Source organism: Blastopirellula sp. J2-11, from assembly GCF_024584705.1.
Taxonomy (GTDB): domain Bacteria; phylum Planctomycetota; class Planctomycetia; order Pirellulales; family Pirellulaceae; genus Blastopirellula.
In genome coordinates this window covers 555,404-572,322 of record NZ_CP097384.1, presented here as the reverse complement: position 1 = coordinate 572,322, position 16,919 = coordinate 555,404, and the positions used below count along the sequence as shown (strand labels likewise).

11 protein-coding genes are annotated in these 16,919 nt (G+C 55.2%); 5 read left to right on the top strand and 6 right to left on the bottom strand.

Annotated features, from left to right (window positions below; all coding sequences use genetic code 11):
* The first annotated feature begins 103 nt into the window (after positions 1–103).
* Positions 104–1,414: a DUF1501 domain-containing protein gene (locus M4951_RS02380; protein WP_262024886.1), complete on the top strand. Its 1,311-nt coding sequence runs from the start codon at positions 104–106 to the stop codon at positions 1,412–1,414.
* A 48-nt stretch (positions 1,415–1,462) separates the two neighbouring features.
* Positions 1,463–2,404 carry an HpcH/HpaI aldolase family protein gene (locus tag M4951_RS02375; RefSeq protein ID WP_262024885.1) on the top strand — a complete coding sequence of 314 codons (942 nt, stop codon included), beginning with the start codon at positions 1,463–1,465 and terminating at the stop codon, positions 2,402–2,404.
* A gap of 79 nt (positions 2,405–2,483) precedes the next feature.
* On the opposite strand, the gene M4951_RS02370 is transcribed toward M4951_RS02375, so the two are convergent.
* From M4951_RS02370 to M4951_RS02345, 6 genes are all read right to left on the bottom strand, one after another.
* A complete protein-coding gene (locus M4951_RS02370) occupies positions 2,484–6,803 on the bottom strand; it encodes a family 16 glycoside hydrolase (protein WP_262024884.1) in 4,320 nt (1,439 codons plus the stop codon).
* 47 nt (positions 6,804–6,850) lie between these two features.
* Positions 6,851–7,159: a Dabb family protein gene (locus M4951_RS02365; RefSeq protein WP_262024883.1), complete on the bottom strand. Its 309-nt coding sequence runs from the start codon at positions 7,157–7,159 to the stop codon at positions 6,851–6,853.
* 44 nt (positions 7,160–7,203) lie between these two features.
* Complete coding sequence (locus M4951_RS02360) at positions 7,204–8,427, bottom strand: Tm-1-like ATP-binding domain-containing protein (RefSeq protein ID WP_262024882.1); 1,224 nt, start codon at positions 8,425–8,427, stop codon at positions 7,204–7,206.
* Positions 8,428–9,306, bottom strand: coding sequence for a phosphoenolpyruvate hydrolase family protein (locus tag M4951_RS02355; protein WP_262024881.1), 879 nt, complete (start codon positions 9,304–9,306; stop codon positions 8,428–8,430).
* A gap of 11 nt (positions 9,307–9,317) precedes the next feature.
* Complete coding sequence (locus tag M4951_RS02350) at positions 9,318–9,758, bottom strand: hypothetical protein (protein WP_262024880.1); 441 nt, start codon at positions 9,756–9,758, stop codon at positions 9,318–9,320.
* Positions 9,759–9,893: 135 nt separating this feature from the next.
* Positions 9,894–10,805, bottom strand: coding sequence for a DUF1559 domain-containing protein (locus M4951_RS02345; RefSeq protein ID WP_262024879.1), 912 nt, complete (start codon positions 10,803–10,805; stop codon positions 9,894–9,896).
* Positions 10,806–11,126: 321 nt separating this feature from the next.
* Between M4951_RS02345 and M4951_RS02340 the strand changes: the two genes are divergently transcribed.
* The 3 genes from M4951_RS02340 (at position 11,127) to M4951_RS02330 (ending at position 16,802) form a co-directional block, all read left to right on the top strand.
* Entirely contained in the window at positions 11,127–11,840 is a 714-nt protein-coding gene (locus tag M4951_RS02340; protein WP_262024878.1) for a helix-turn-helix transcriptional regulator, read from the top strand.
* A 346-nt stretch (positions 11,841–12,186) separates the two neighbouring features.
* A complete protein-coding gene (locus M4951_RS02335) occupies positions 12,187–12,843 on the top strand; it encodes a GntR family transcriptional regulator (protein WP_262024877.1) in 657 nt (218 codons plus the stop codon).
* A 308-nt stretch (positions 12,844–13,151) separates the two neighbouring features.
* Complete coding sequence (locus M4951_RS02330; protein WP_262024876.1) at positions 13,152–16,802, top strand: PVC-type heme-binding CxxCH protein; 3,651 nt, start codon at positions 13,152–13,154, stop codon at positions 16,800–16,802.
* Positions 16,803–16,919: the final 117 nt, after the last annotated feature.

The following is a 16,919-nucleotide window of genomic DNA, read 5'->3' as shown; positions in this document are numbered from 1 at the left end:
TCGATCCCCAGCTTATCGCGATATTATTCGCCAACCGGTCTCTTCCAGCGATTCGATGGAGAAGGGTTCATTCAGTCATTTTTTATCCTTGGAAATGAAGTCCATGAAGAACGAAATCCGCTCATCGCTTTCCCATTCTCTCTCCCGTCGAGACTGCCTTACGGGTATTGCGGCCGCCGCTTGCGGACTAGCGATCCCGAAAATCGTACATGCGGGGGACCAGCCCGCACTCCTCTCTGGAAAGGCCGATCATGTTATCTCGATTTGGCTAGGAGGAGGAATGGGACAGATCGATACGTTCGATCCCAAACGCAAGGGAGATGTCCGCAAAAAACAGCAAGGCTCCTACTACGACGCGATTGATACGGCCGTGCCGGGGGTTCAAGTCTGTGAGCATCTGCCTCGCGTGGCCGCCGTCATGGATCGCGTTACAGCCGTTCGAACCTTGCATCACAATGTCGGCGAACATGCGGCTGCATCCAATCGAATGCATACCGGGCGACCGGTTAGCGGTACGGTTACCTATCCTTCCCTCGGCTCGTTAGTGGCGCACGAGCGCGGCGCGGCAAGCGACATCGCGCCTCCCTATGTATTGATTGGCTATCCCAATGTTGCCCGAGGCGCTGGTTTTCTCGGCGCAAGCGCCAACTACCTCTATCTTACGAACACGAGCGAAGGCCCAGTCGGCCTATCGCGTCCCGATGGGATCACCCTCCCTCGCCAAAATCGAAGACAAGCCCTGTTGGCTGCCTTACGAAAGGATGCGCCTCTCCAGGATGACCAATCTTTACATGACTACGAAGCGGCGATTGAGCAGAGCATTCGCTTAAGTGGTCCTCAGTTCAACCGAGTGTTTGAACTCGAACGTGAGCCAGCCGATTTAAGAATCCAATACGGAGGCGAATTCGGTCAGCGGTGCCTGCTGAGCAGACGACTGGTAGAGAGCGGCGTCCGATTTGTCGAAGTCTCTCACAATCTCAATTTTCTCAATGGAGTCGGCTGGGACGTTCACAACCAAGGGATCATCGAACAACACAAATTGATTCAGGAACTCGATGTGGCCCTTTCGACGCTGATTCTCGACCTCGAAGAGAAAAAGCTTCTCGACCGCACCCTGATCGCGGTCACGACGGAATTCGGACGCCCAGCAGAGTTCGACAGCGGCGGCGGACGCGGACATCAACAGCGCGCATTCAGTTGCGTACTCGCAGGCGGAGGACTCAACCATCAAGGCGCCTGGGGAGAAACGGACGAGTTTTCCGAGAAGATCATCTCTTCACCAGTGGGCGTATCCGATCTGTTCGCCACGATTCTAGCCAGCCTGAAAATTGACTACAGGAAGAATCTCTACGATGGAGATCGGCCTATTCCCATCACGGACGGTGGGCATCCGATTGCGGAACTGTTGATTTGACGGAGACGAGAACTCCCCGCTTGAAAAACTAGCCGCTCGAAAGGCTCTATGACTTTCCGACTTATCTTCGTGATTGCGTTATTGCTGGGGGGAAATACCGGCAATCTACGGGCACAATCCGCTGCGAAGAATCCCCTGCGATTGAATCGGTTTATCGAGCTGATGGAAGCGAAGACTCCGGCATTCGGCATGTTCTCGCAAAACATCAATGCTCGTACCGGCGCAGCGATCGCCGATAGTTCATTGGATTTTGTCATCATCGATATGGAGCATAGTCCCTACGATGTGACTCGACTCGAAAACTATCTGCTGGGCATGATTAACAAACGGAAAATTTTGCAGAAGGGAAATCTACAACCTAACGTCGTCCCCTTCGTGCGTATCCCTGCGGCTGGACGTGAGCCTGTTGATCATCTGTTAAAGCAAGTGCTTGATGCCGGCGTGCTGGGAGTAATCGTGCCGCATGTCGATACGGCCGAGCAGGCTTTAGCCATCGTCAAGGCTTGCCGTTTTCCACAAAAGCGAATGGCGGAAGACTACCAACCAGAAGGCAAGCGCGGGGTCGGCTATCGGCATGCTGCTCGATACTGGGGGCTGACTCCGCAAGAATACGCTCAACGAGCCGACGTGTGGCCGCTTGATCCCCAAGGCGAGTTGGTCGTCTGGGTCATGATTGAAACGGTGGAAGCGGTGCAGAACTGTGAAGACATTGCCCAAACGCCGGGTGTGGGAGGTCTGTTTATCGGCCCGTCGGATCTGGCGTTTTCGCTAGGAGTCGACAAGGGAGATCCAGTCTTTGAAGCTGCGATTGCGCAAGTCGCTTCCATTGCTCAAAAAAACAGGATCCCGTGCGGACTGCTATCCAATGGCGATCAGATTCAGCAACGTCTGAAGCAAGGGTTCCAGTTTATCGCGGTAGGCTTGGATGGCGGACTCCCTGTCGATGTGCATCAGGCCTTAGAAAAAGCGCGCAAGTCGTCAATTGAATAACGTGAAGGTCTGAGCCAAGCCAAGTTGTCGAACTTTCTATCCGATATAATGTACCCATCGCCAAGGGACGCGCTCCGCTCTACTTCACGCTTGCTGAATCAGCGTTGGCGGAAGAAACGCCTTGCTTGAGCGAACCGAGATAGCGGAATAAATCCGAAACCTCTTGGTCGGACAGTGCGTTAAGCAGTCCCTCTGGCATGACGGAAATGTTCGTGAATCCGCCCCGCTGGATATTCCGTTTTTCGATACGACGGTCCGGCGCGTTCAATTGTCGGATCACAACGACACTTTCATCCTCGGCGACGAGCAATCCAGCGTAGATCTGTCCGGCGATCGTCACCACTTGATAATTGCGGTATCCCCCTTCGATCGCCGCGCTCGGAGTGAGGACGTTGCGGAGGATCGCTTCAGTTCCACGAAGGCCGACGCCGTCGAGCGCAGGGCCGATGTTACCGCCGTGGCCGCCGAACTGATGACACGTCAGGCAAGTCTTCGTAAATATTTGCTGACCATTTTCCAGGTCGCCTGGCCGATTCGCCAATTGGCGATAGCGATCAAACAGCGCATTGAGCTGAGCGGCTTCTTCCGCAGAGTGGAGCGGAGGAGAATCGAGCGTCGCAAACGTGGTCGCCGCTCCAGAAAGTTTTCCCCAGTGGTCGTTATGGAACTGATGCAGCAACCCCGCGGGGGGCGCAGCTTCGTCGAAGCTGCGGTCAAAGTTCAGAAGAATCTCGTCCGCAGAGCGAGCCACGTTCCAGATTCGATACTCGGCCAATTGACCGTCAGTTCCCTGGTCGGCGACCGTGGTGCGGCCTACATAGACTCCAGAGAATGGTCGGGAATTCGTTTGTCGACTTTCGGTCGAGAGTTCGCCGTTGATATAGATTCGAATAACCCCTTGCGGATCGCGAGTCACGGCGATGTGAGTCCATGCATCCGGCAGCATTTTTCGATCGGCGACTGCGACGTCACGTTGTCCTGCGATCCAGACGCGCAGCGTAGAGTTATAGAAGTTGACGTCGAGCGTTCCGGGCCCCGCCAAGATACCATCGGCGTTGCTGATATCGGGACGAAGTTTCACCCAGGTTTCAACCGTGAACGGCCCTGGCAAATCGATCGGTACGTTGACAAAGTCGTTCGCTCCGCCAGCCAGCTGCAATACCGTTTGGCCCTCACGGACCAGATTCGCTTTGATCGCTTGCAAAATCGGACTGGCCGGCGCTAAGGCTGTCATGCGCTGTAGCGTTTCTGGGCTGAAATCGCTCAGTTGCAAATCTCCATCGTCGTAGGCATCTAGCAGCGCGGCGACTCCTTCGCGGTGAGATGACATTTCGGTGACGATCAACTGGCGAATTTGTAAACTACCGTCCACCAATAAATCGAGCATCGCGTCCGCGGCGGCTGGTGCTGAGCTGCGAGCCAGACAACGAATCGCAGCCTCGCGAATCTTGGAGTTTGGACCGGTCGCATTAGCGATCTCAATCAATGGCTCCACATCCAGGGAAGGCAACTCGGCGAGCGTCTGAAGCGCGGTGATCCTTCGTCCCGCATCTACCTGCGGATCCGTTGCTATCTTCATCACTTCGGGCGTTAGGCCATTCAGTTGGAAGTTTTGAATCAACTCGAAAGCGAAGCTGGTTTGCGCCGGATCCGACAGGATCTCCGCCGCAGCCAATTCGATCGCTGGGCGAAGCGGGCGCCAATCGATCTGGGTGCGCAACCGAAGAAACGATCGCAACATCGCGTCACGCGACGATTTCCTGGCAATTGCCTGGGTTAATTCTTGAGCGACGCTCTTGTCCGCAAAGTGAGGAACCAAGACACGGATTTCCTCGGCGTTGAGAGGACGTTCTAAATCGGGGAGAAGATTCGCCAGAGCGACGGCCCCTGCTCGCCCGCCAATCGCTAAAGTCGCCAAAGCGCGATTCTCGACAGGAAGGGCTTTCCCTGCTGGAGAGCTCAAGAACGCGGCGACCGCTTCTCGGTTTTCTTCCATCGCCCAGCGGGCCAGAAAACGTTCAAACTCACGATCGTAAACGGTCCATACGTCCCCAGAGGTCGACGCTTTTCCCAGCTCTAGCATCAGTGCAATCGCATTGGAATCGACGGCCGGCAATCTTCGCAACGCGTCGCCTAGCGCCGCGCGGACGTGCGGCGACGAATCGTTCACTAGCGGCTTGGCGATCTTGAGGAATTCGTTGACGGATCGCGGCTGAGCCGCGGCGATGCGAACCGCTTCATGGCGAAGATTGGCATTTTCGGCTCGCGCGATCTCGTGAAGGATCGAAGCGGGAACCTGCGTTAACCCTTCGAGCGCCCATAGCGCTCCCAGGCGACGATCAGCTGACGCCGATCGATCGATCACGACTTGCGATAGCCGCGGAATCACCTCTTTCGCTTGGCGATCGATGATCTGCTGCCAAGCGAGTTCCGCGATTCGCGCGTTCCCATCTCCTAGGCGATCGACCAACTGATCGACGGTCAACTGCGTCAGGTCGACCGGTATGGTGCGCGGTTGATCTTTGTGGCGAATTCGCCAGATCCGGCCGCGCGTTTTGTCCCGATCGGGATGTCTGCGCGGCACTTCATTGTGCGAGATCACCTTGTTGTACCAGTCAATCACATAGAGCGAGCCATCGGGGCCAAACTGAATGGCGACCGGACGAAAGCGCGGATCGGACGAGACCAAAAAGTCAGGCCGCTTTTTGTACGTAAAGCGGTCGCCGTCGAACGTCGCTTCAATCAATTGAATTCGACTAGTAATCGGATTGGCGACATAGAAGCGACGCGGCGCCGCGGGGTCATCGGCGTCAAAACCCCAAGGCGACGGCCAACCTTGACGATCGTCGGCGAGCGTAAGACCGCTGAGGCCGGTTCCACCCATTTGCGGCGGCCCCAATGGCGGCGGCATCAGCGGTTGGTACGACTTCAGCAGATCGCGCGATCCGGTGGGATAATAGGCGCCAGGCTCAAACGGGCTGACCGGATGTCCGATGTCATTCGCTTCTTGAATCCAAATCTTTCCTTCGCGAGAGACGGTGAGTCCCCAAATGTTGTTCGGTCCTTGCGTGAGCGCCTCAAAGCGATCACCGGCTGCGTTGAATCTCCCCAACTTGCAATGCTTGAACTCGATTTGCTTCTCCCCATTTGCAAACGCAGCGTCATTGGCGCGCCGGACGGTCGATGCGTTAAACAGCCCTTGGGCCATCAAGATCCAGTCGCCGGGGACGCGCGTAAACTGATGCGGAAAGAGATGGGAGTCTTGCGTTCCGAAGCCGGTAAGGACAATCTCGTGCGAGTCCGCTTTTCCATCCTGATCTTGGTCACGATAGAAACGAATATCGTGACCATATTGCACAAAAGCGCCGTCGCCGTAAGGCAACACGCCGAGCGGCATCACGAGCCCCTTAGCAAAGACGCGCGGCGGCGATGGTTTTTCTGAACAGGGACTATCGATGACCAACACTTTGTCTCGGCCCCCTGCGGCGAATAGGCTGCGTGACTCTTCAGGACTTTCGTTCGCATCGACCGGGTACTCAAGCGCTGTCGTCGTCCAAAGTCGTCCCTTGGCGTCAAAAGCCAACGCTACAAACTTGCCGATCCCCTCTGACTCCGAGGCGACTAGCTCCACCTCAAAACCATCGGGGACCTGAAAACCGGCTAACTCTGCTTCGGCAGAAAGCGGAACGGCTCCCGTCTGCGGCGATTCGGTCGAGCGTTCTTTCCAAGATGGCGCGTCGAGAGTTGGAGGAAGCTCTTGGAGCGTGATCTCTTTTAATTGCACTAGCGCCTTACCGCCGCCATGCACTTGGATCCCGATCTTGCCGTCGAGAGGAATCGCGGCTTCGGCTTCGGTATAGTCGAGTGCGGCGACGCCGTTGATCCACGAGCGAATGCGCGGGCCTTCGGCGACAATTCGGAACTCATTCCAATCATCCTTCTTGATGGCCGCGTTGACGGCGGCAAGATCCTTGGCCTCGGCGATCACCTTGTTACGACGCGATTCGTCATAGAGCTTTCCCCACCAACCGTCGCCGGCATCGACCTGGTAGCCGACCATCTCAGAACCTTTCGGCGCCCGGATGCTGCGAATTTGAATCCCTGAGTTAATAAAGCCTTCGCCGCCTAGAATGCGGATCGCCAATTTCAACTCAAAATTCTGATAGCTCTTTTCTGTCGCGACAAAGGTATTGTGCGGGACTATTTGAGTTAGTGAGCCGCCGGCAAGGAATCCGTCTTGCACGCGCCACCATTTTTGATCGCGGGTGAGAGTCTCCCAGCCATCGAGCGATTTGCCGTCAAACAGATTCTCCGCTTTCTGACCGCATGCGATCGTCGGCAGCGTTAGCGACAGCAGCAATGTCATCCAACCGAAACAGGGGAGCGATAGCGGATTCATAGCATCAAGGGAGTTGGGAGGGCGCGGGAAAAGCGAAGCGATACTATCTATGGATTCACATCGAAATCGAACACAATGACCCGCTCAAGACAGGGGACCACGATCTCTTTCACCCGTTCGTGCAACGGATGAGGGAGATAAGCGTCGCGAGCCTCCGGACTTTCGAACGTCATAATGAAGCCATGCGTATAACCGGAATTCAGGCCCTCGTCGCTTTTGTAAGGACCGTGAATCATCTCCGTCAGCCCAGGAATTTCACCGACCATCCCATGCATAGCGGCGAAGCAACGCTCGATTTGCTGGGAATCGATGTGATCTTTGAACTGAAAGACGCCGAAGTGTTTGACGCTAGGCACGCTGGAAATCCTATTTGCAAAAGAGACGTGTGAGAGGGGATCCATTAAACGGTCGACGGTTGGTGGGCGTGAATATTTTGTAGTAGCGATTGGGTGCATGCCCGGGCGAACTCTTCATCATTAATATTGGCGTCGATCCGACGAATCGCAATCGATTCATCCAGATTCTCCGTCAACGAGTCGAACAACGCCGCATCGGCGGCGGGATCGTAAAAGGGTTGGCCAGGAGCGCTGATTACGCTAACGCCTTGCAGCGGCAGCAGCACGGTCACCGGCGCCGTGTAGCGATTTACCTTCTCGGCGAGAATTCGGCCTAGCTCACGACATTCCGCCTTGTTGGTTCGCATCAGCGTGACTTGAGGATTATGAATGTAGAGATTGCGGCCTTCAAACTTTGGCGGTAACGTGGAGCGCTCTCCGAAGTTCGCCATGTCCAGGCAACCTGGTGCGACAATCGCAGGTACGCCGGCAAGTGCCGCAGCGTCCAAGCGATCTGGTCCAGCCGAGAGAACGCCGCCGACCAATTCGTCGGCCCATTCGGTTGTGGTGACATCCAACACTCCGTCGACCAATCCATCGCGAATGAGCGATTCCATGGCGCGGCCGCCGGCGCCAGTCGCATGAAAAACCAGCACTTCATAACCCGCTTTTTCCAAAGCGGGAATCGCCTTATCAATACATTGCGTCGTATTGCCAAACATACTAGCGACAATCAACGGCTTGGCCGCCGACTCGTCTAACTCGGTCTCGACCATGCCGCAAATCGCGCCGGCGGCTTGCGCGAAGATGCGGCGCGAAATGCGATTGAGTCCCGCCACATCGACCACGCTTGGAATCATGACAATATCTTTCGTCCCCAGATAATGGGCCGTATTGCCGCTGGCGAGCGTAGATACCATGACCTTCGGAAAGCCGACCGGCAAGCAGCGCATCGCGGCGGTGGCAATCGCCGTGCCGCCTCCTCCGCCTAAGGAGATGACCCCGTCGATGCGACGTTCGTGCACGAAACGCGAGAGCAATTCCGGAGCGGCGAGCGACATTGCCGAAACGCACTCGCCCCGGTCATGGCGAGCGGAAATCGTCCGCCAATCAAGACTCGCGGCTTGGGCGACTTCCTCTCGCGAGATATCGGGCTCAACCGCCGGAAGCTGATCCGAGCCGACGTCGATCAAGAGAACGTCATGTCCGCGTGAGCGAATAGCGTCGGCGACGAAGGCGTGCTCTTGCCCCTTCGTGTCCAATGTTCCCAGGACTGCGATAACGGCCATCTATACCTCCGAAACAGCTTTGGCGACCGGAATGCTCTTAAATCGTCGCGTTAAATCGGTCAGCGAGTCTTCAAACGCGATCCGTTCGAGACTGGATGCGCCGACGAAGCCGACCGCATCGGTATGTTGGTTGATATAGGCGGCGTCTTCTGGAGTCAGGATCGGGCCGCCATGCGACAGACAAATGATGTCAGAGCGAACTCGCATCGCGGCGGAGCAGATCCCCTGCGTTCGCATCGCGGCTTGCTCCAGCGTACAAGCGGCGTTGACCACGCCGATCGTACCGCCGATCGTCGTACCGACATGCGCGATGATGACGTCGGCGCCGGCTTCGGCCATCGCCCGAGCTTCAGAAGAGCTGGCCACATAGACGATCGAAAAAAGATCCATCTTGCGAGCGAGCGAAACCATCTCAAATTCTTTTTTGACGCTCATTCCGGTCTCTTCAAGGATTTGCCGGAATTCACCGTCGACGATCGTATGCGTGGGAAAATTATTGACGCCAGAGAAGCCCATTTCTTTGACTTGCAACAACCAGTGCCACATGCGGCGGCGCGGATCGGTCGCATGAACGCCGCAAATAACCGGCGTTTCTTCGACGACCGGCAGCACTTCGTGTTCGCCGATTTCCATCGCGATCGCGTTTGCGTCGCCATAAGCCATCAGGCCGGCGGTCGAACCATGTCCGGCCATCCGAAAACGCCCTGAGTTATAGACGATGATTAGGTCGACGCCTCCTCTCTCCAATAGCTTGGCGCTGATGCCAACGCCTGCCCCGCCTGCGATGATGGGCTCATTGCGATCAATGGTCGCTCGCAGACGATCGACAACTTCTTGTCGCGTGTATGGATTGCCGATACCAGTCCAAGGATTAGGCACTGTGAAACCTCTTAATTGTTGGTCAACTTGAATTGATACCGGTTTTCCGCAGTATCGCTCACCTGCGCAGTGAGAGTGCTGTTTGCATTATATCGCGTCGAAATTACTTGAATGATTTCTTCTACTTGACCATTGGGGCCTGGTCCAGGAATCACTTTGCCCGTCTTTTTGGCGGACGTAATTTCAATGCGATATTCGCCAGGGATTAGTTGCTGGGCGACGCCTGAGCTGACAAATTCTCCTCCTGCGATATCCAGGGTCGTGCCGTTTCCAGTCGCCGTTTTCGGAACAAAAAATATCGTGCCGACTTCCAGCGGTTCGCCTTTCCATTGCACGCTTCCCGAGACCGGATACTTCGCAGCCTCCGAAGAACTGCGGGACAAGCAACCGGCTGCAACAAGACAGGCGATGACGCTTGCAATGATTCCTAGCTGTTTTCCATTTTGCAACACGATGCGTTTTCTCCTTATGTTGAGCCTGAACTTTCACGCCTGCATGGCCAATCCAGTCGACAGGCGGCGATCTTCCCTTATCCTCTTCAATGAAAGTGTCCCGTGAACCTGACGTCTCGTTCGTGAATGCCGCCGCTAAAACGACGAATCAACCACTTCTTGACCATTCATGGACGCCATCCCTTGCCACGTGGTCAGACTGACCGTCTCCGGCACAAAGCGAACGCTGCCGTCAAACAACAGCATATTAACGCCGCCGGGGTGCAGACTGCGGGCCGACAATCGATGCGGGCCGCCGGATCCGTTGCTCGAGCAAGGCAGGCCGTTTTCTGGCTGATTCACACAACGTTCGGTGATGTCGGCCGAGGTGGGATTCGGCCCAAAGTCAAACGCTAACAGGTTCGACCCCGCATCGGCGAACAGCGCGCCGCGCGAATCGTTGGAGTTGACGCGACGAATTTCTCCGATGGCGAAGGTGTTCGACGTGCCGTCGGTGATATCCCGCATCCCGACCTTGGCGTTCAACAGAAACGGCCCTTTCGTCGTTAGTCCGGTATGATCGTCCGGAGAGCCGCACTGACTGCGACTGTAGGTCCCGATCCCGATGTTGGCGGCGTAGTTTCCGCGGAAACCAAAATCATAGGTCGTGTTGTAATTGGCGACGTTTACGTCCGAGGCGCAGACAAGCGTGTCGACCTCAATTGCACGAGCAGGCTGGTTTTCGCCGCGCCACCAGTCGGTCGTATCCACATAGAGTTCTCGCAGGGAGGTTTGTTCCATGCCCGGCAAGATTGCGACGACCCAAGACCCATATTGTTTCGAGCAATCCGACGAGAGACTATGCCCCGGCGGAAACTGGCCGAGGGTGTCGTGGTAATTGTGCAGCGCAAGACCAACTTGCTTTAAGTTGTTCGTGCACGACATGCGGCGGGCAGCTTCACGCGCTTGTTGGATAGCGGGAAGCAGCAAAGCGATTAACACGCCGATAATGGCGATGACTACCAATAACTCCACCAGCGTAAATCCCAAACGAAGCGATTTCGACATGACTCGTCAACTCCTAATGAACAGATGAGGGAGAAGCGGACTTGATTGAAGAGCGGCGGATTTTGTAGCGAACAGAAAAGATCGAGCGTTTTTTGTGACAAGAAGGGGCTACAATGCTCCACTGCACTTCGTTCATTGTTGACCTTATTGCCGCTGGCCGCCATCGAGCAGGCACACCAAAGCATGCGCGAAATCCACATCGTTGACCCGACTACGAAAATCACTGTCGTACGCAGCAGTGACGAAGATCGACGCGACTGGATCGCAGGTTCGTCGATATGCGCTACCCTTCGTGATTTCTTGATCGCTCATTGCGGAATAATGGAAGCCACTATTCCGATTGAGATCACTCGCACGAATCTGTCTGGCACGTTTTTCTTGGCCTGCTTCGGCGGCGAGGGACTGGTTTTGATCGATGGAGAATGGCGACAAGTTTCCGCCGGGCAGGCCTGTATTCAGCCTCCTCTGATTCCAAATGGGTTGAAGGGGATTCCCAACGTACCCTGGCGATTTTGTTGGGTGCGTTACCAAGAGCTTCCCAAACGCAAGCCAATCGTTTCGCTGCACTCGCCGGCGCTTCGAAAATATGACGTCACTCCGATTCGACTAGCTGTTCAAGGATTTACTTCGGAAGTGACCCAAGGCGGGGACGCTGGCCAAATATTGCGCTGGATCGAGTTGCTTCACAACTACGTGTTGAATTTTGCTCACCCGCAACGACAAGACGAAAGATTAACGAAGATTTGGTCCATTGTTGAACATCGCTTAGATGAACCTTGGACCCTCGGCGCGCTCGCCGAGATTGGCTGCGTCAGCAAAGAACATCTGCGACGATTATGCCTGACGTCGCTAGGCCGTTCTCCAGTTCAGCACGTGACGTTTTTGCGCATGCAGAAAGCGGCGTCGCTATTGCGTTCGACCAACCTGACGATCGAAGCCGTTGCGCGCCAACTCGGCTATGCCTCGCAATTTTCGTTCTCCGACACTTTCCAACGCTGGTTCAATTGCCGCCCCTCCAAGTTTCGCGAACATTAGTCGGAGTCGACGCCGCACACGCGACGCGTCATCGTACCAACATGACCTAACGAGTCCACAATTTTCGATCTCGATTTTCATAGGTTTTGCCGTCGCTAGGCGACATCGAGCGATTGGCGACAACCGGAGCAACTGCTTTGCATGCGGTAAAAAAAGACTTACCAAGCAGGCGAATACGCTAATTTCGCCTGATTAATTCCCCTTGAAAGTACGTTCGTCCAATGGAGAGCCGTAATCCAGTAAGCGAATCCCTGGAGCCGCAATCTTCTTGAGCATCCTCTTGATTCAGCCCTCACTGTTGGTACACTGTACTCTTAAGCAATCACGCCTCCTAGGAGACTCATTCGTGGCCAGACAATCCGATACGCAGGCCCCGCCTACAAAGGCTCGTCGTATTTTCTTGGACCTTCGCTCGAAAATCCTCAGTCGTAAGATTGACGCCAATACGCAATTGACTCTCCGGCCCATCGCAAGCGAATACGGAACGGGAATCAACGCCGCTTCAGAAGCGATCAAGGCTTTGGCGGCGGAAGGATTTGTTACGCTTGAAGGAAAGGCGGGAGCACGAGTCATTACGCGTGACTTGCATCGTATTCGTGCCGAGGGAGTTCTTCGCATCGCAATCGAGTGCGAAGCGATTCGCCGCTGTGCGATGCTGGCGGATGACATTCAGTTGTCGGTATTAGGCGGTTTGGCCGAAAAAGTGGATCGACTGTTTGAGGAAGGAAATCAACTCGATCAGTGTCGCCAGGCGGACATTGCATTTCACGTGACGATCACCGATTTCTGCGGCGTTCCCGAGTTGCGAGAGTCGCTGATCCCGTTATTGGATCGGCTGGTGACCCTCGATCAAACCGAAAAACGGACCTCCGAAATTCCTGGCCAGAAACATCTGGAAGTCTACGAAGGTTTAAAGTCCCGTGATCCTGTGCAAGCGGCGGATGTAATGCGACATCACTTGGAGCATTCGTTGTCTTTGACGCTCGCCCTGCTGTACACGTAATTGGCTACTTGCCGATTTCCCCGAAAGATAAAGAGAGCGAGAAACCGAAGCATCGATCTTGCTCTAACACCCTCTTGCTAAGCGCCTGCGGCAAATCACTTCTTGGTCACCGCGTCAAATTCACCCTTTGAAAACGGCGACCATTCACTTCCTTTGAGAGTGTTGGAACAATGACCCAGCAGACAACCGGAGCTCGTCGGAATACTCGAGTCCCCTTGATCACGGATCTTCAATCCTCGGCGCCTGTTTCTAAGGCGACGAGACTTCTGTGCGCGCTGCTTGTCGTCTGGACGCTCGTTAGCGTTGATTTGCAAATATCTATCGCGGCGGAATCGAACCAGGCGTCGCTTCCAGAAAGTCAAGTTTTCTATCGTCAGGCAGTGCAAGATTCCGCAGGGAAATCGTGGCGATCACTTTTCAACGGGAAGAATTTCGCCGGTTGGAAAGTGGTCCTCAAAAATCAGCAGCCGGGCGAAGATCCGGACAAGATCTTTCAAGCTGTCGACGATACGATCCACGTCTATCGCGACACGCCGGCTGGGAAGACCATGCCATACGGCGTTCTGTTGACCGACCGCGAGTATTGCGACTACCGTCTCCGTTTCGAGTATCGCTGGGGCGAGAAGAAGTTCGCACCTCGAATGCGCCAAAAACGTGACGCGGGACTTCTCTACCATACGATCGGCGCCGAAAAGATCTGGCCCACGAGCGTCGAATGTCAAGTTCAAGAAGGGGATACGGGAGATCTTTACTTCGTCTATACCGGCGGCGATAGCCCGGTGGATGCTTCCCAAAAGCAATTCACCGACGCTGCGTCCAACGGCGCCTACAAGACCTTTGGTCAGCCCGGCAAGGTCACGCGCGTGGTGAAGAGTCAGACACGGGAATCGGATGGTTGGACCACCGTCGAAGTCGTTGTAAGAGGAGATCGTGCATTGCACTTGGTCAATGGTCAGATCAATAACTTTTGCGTCAACATGAAGGCTTTTCAGAAATCCCCGGGGAAGGCAATTCCGCTAACTTCCGGCCGTATCGCGTTTCAATGCGAATGTGCGGAAGTGCTTTATCGAAACATTGAACTGCTCGAATTAGCGCCCGATCCCCAACTCTCGGAAACGACGTTCACTCCTGCCGATGAATCCCCTGCTCCTACCAAGCCGCTGGAACCCCAGGCAGGTCTTTCGGCCTGGAAAGCCCGCGACGGCTTTCGCGTCGAGTTGATGGCGGCGGAACCGCTGACCATGGATCCGGTGGCGATTGACTGGGATGCGGATGGTCGGCTGTGGGTTGTCGAAATGGCCGACTATCCCAACGGTCTTGATGGGAACGGGAAGCCGGGAGGTCGTATCCGAGTTCTCGAAAACACCAATGCGGACAGTCAGTACGACAAGTCCACGCTCTTTATGGATGGACTTAACTTTCCCAACGGAATCGTTGCTTGGAACGATGGCGTGATCGTGACGGCGGCGCCGGAAATCCTTTACCTGGCCGACACGGATAAGGATGGCGTTTGCGATCGCAAAGAGGTCCTCTTCAGCGGCTTCCACGAAGGAAACCAACAGTTGCGCATGAATGGACTGCGGTGGGGACTCGATGGCTGGATCTATTGCGCTAGCGGAAGCCATGCATCCTCCTACGGCGGCGGTACAAAAATCAAATCCCATCGAACCGGCGAACTCTTTCAAATAGGGAGCCGCGACTTCCGCTTTCATCCAACCACGGGAATCGTTGAGCCGCTTTCAGGTCCGTCGCAGTTTGGACGGAACACCGATGGCTGGGGCAACTGGTTTGGCGTGCAAAACAGCTTCCCGCTATGGCACTATGTGCTGGAAGAGAAGTATCTCTGCAGAAACCCTCACATGATCGCACCTGAGCCGCGGTCCCTGCTGACCGAGGCGAATCCGCGCGTCTATCCGATCAGCGAAATCGAATCGCGGTTTCACTCCCATCAACAAGCGGGACGCTTTACCTCCGCTTGCTCTGGCATGGTCTATCGAGATTCACTGCTCTTTGCCGAGGGCGATGTCTCGCACAGCTTTACCTGCGAACCGGTCCATAACATCATTCAGCACAACCTTCTGACTCGTCAGGGGGTCAGTTTTACAATGCAACGAGATTCTGCGAACGACACGGTTGACTTTCTCGCTTCGCAAGACCGCTGGTGTCGCCCCGTCATGGTGCGAACCGGTCCGGACGGCGCACTCTGGGTGGTCGACATGTATCGCTACGTGATCGAACACCCTCATTGGCTGCCCGAAGCAGGCAAACAGGCAATTGCTCCCTATGTGCGTGCCGGTGATGGCCGGGGCCGTATCTATCGCGTTGTTCCTGAAGAGGGCGTCGTCCATCCTCCGCTGCGACTTCGCGAACAATCGACAGCTGCGTTGGTCGAACTGTTGGACCATACCAACGGTTGGATTCGTGACAATGCAAAGCGATTGCTTTTTGAAACTCAAGATCCCGCTCTGGAAGCCGCAATCCGCGATTTCTTGGACCTAGACCACACGCCGTTGGGTCGGCTTAACGCGCTTTACGTCTTACATGGTATTGGCGAAACAGACGAAAAGATTCTTGTCAAAGGTCTGAAAGATCCTTCCATGCCAATTCGCCGGCATAGCTTAAGGATGGCGGAGCGCATCGCCGATCCCAGTCCCGAACTTTCCCAGGCGATCGCCAACCTGGCCCAAGATCCCGATCCGGTCATTCAACTTCAATTGGCGTGCTCGCTTGGACAATGGAATCAACCCTTCGCCGTCGAGCTCATGGCCAAGTTGCTCCCGCAGCATCTCTCCTCCAAATGGATTCGCACAGCTCTCTTGAGCTCGCTGACCTCCGAAAATATTGCCGCAGTTGCTCTCTCTATTTCAGAATTGCCGCCAGAAAAAGAAGCGGTCCGAGAAGTTTACCGAGAGGTGATGCGAATGGCGCTGGCGTTGGATGTGCACGAACCGCTTCTCCGCATATTGTCGGAGAATTCCGAAGAAACGGAGGACCTTGCCAGGGCGATGATCGCCGTCGATATTGTCAGCCGCTTGTCCAACGTGCAGAAGGATAATCTTCCCACGCAGTTGATCGAAGCAATCCCGCATGTCGCCGAGTCGTCACGTCATGTTATTACCTCTAATACGGCTCCCGCTTGGCTAAAAACCTTGGCGATCCATACGCTTTTTCTGGTTCCTGACAAACTCTCATCCGATCTCAAGTTAGCCGCGCAAATATTGCAGCCCACGGTCTCTTCGGATCTTCAGAAAGCGCTGATATGCAAACTCGGAGAGCAGTCTACGCCGGAATGTTGCGACGTGCTGCTCTCTGGTTGGTCCGCCTATTCGCCGCAAATGCGACGCACCATTCTAGAAGAAATCGCTTCTCAGCCCGCCTGGCACGACCGATTTATTCAGGCGCTTCGTGATCGTACGCTTGTCGCTGCGGATATCGACCTAGCGTTGCAGCAACGCTTTCTCAATCACCCTGCAGCGGATCAATTTCGCGTTTATTTTCACGCGTCGGTCGAGCCCTCTAACAACACCAGCATAGAGACTGGTTCCGTCGATCAAGGAGACGCGACGCAGGGAAGAATCGTCTTCCAAAAGAACTGCAGCGTTTGCCATCGTTTTCGAGACGAAGGTGGTCAGGTCGGGCCCAACTTGGGATCGCTGACCAACCGGACGCCAAAGAACCTCTTGGAAGCGATTGTCGCTCCCAATAAGTCGGTCGACTCGAAGTACCTGAACTATCTGATCGCCACGGTCGATGGCCGCGTGATTTCTGGAATCATCACGAACGAATCGGATCATAGTCTGACGATCCTGCGCTCCAATGGCGAATCGACAGCCATCTTTCGGGAAGATATTGAGGAGCTGCAATCCACAGGCAAGAGCCTGATGCCGGAAGGCTTTGGCAAATCGATCTCGCACAACAACATGGCCGACCTGGTAGCCTATCTAATGCAGCAAGACTGATGCTGCGTTATTCGCCTAGTGTTCTGTCAAACCGCTATTTTCGGCTTCCACGAAATCAGCCGCACGGCGTTAGCCGCGGTTTCTGTTACCAAGTGTCTTTCGCAAATGAGTTCCCAT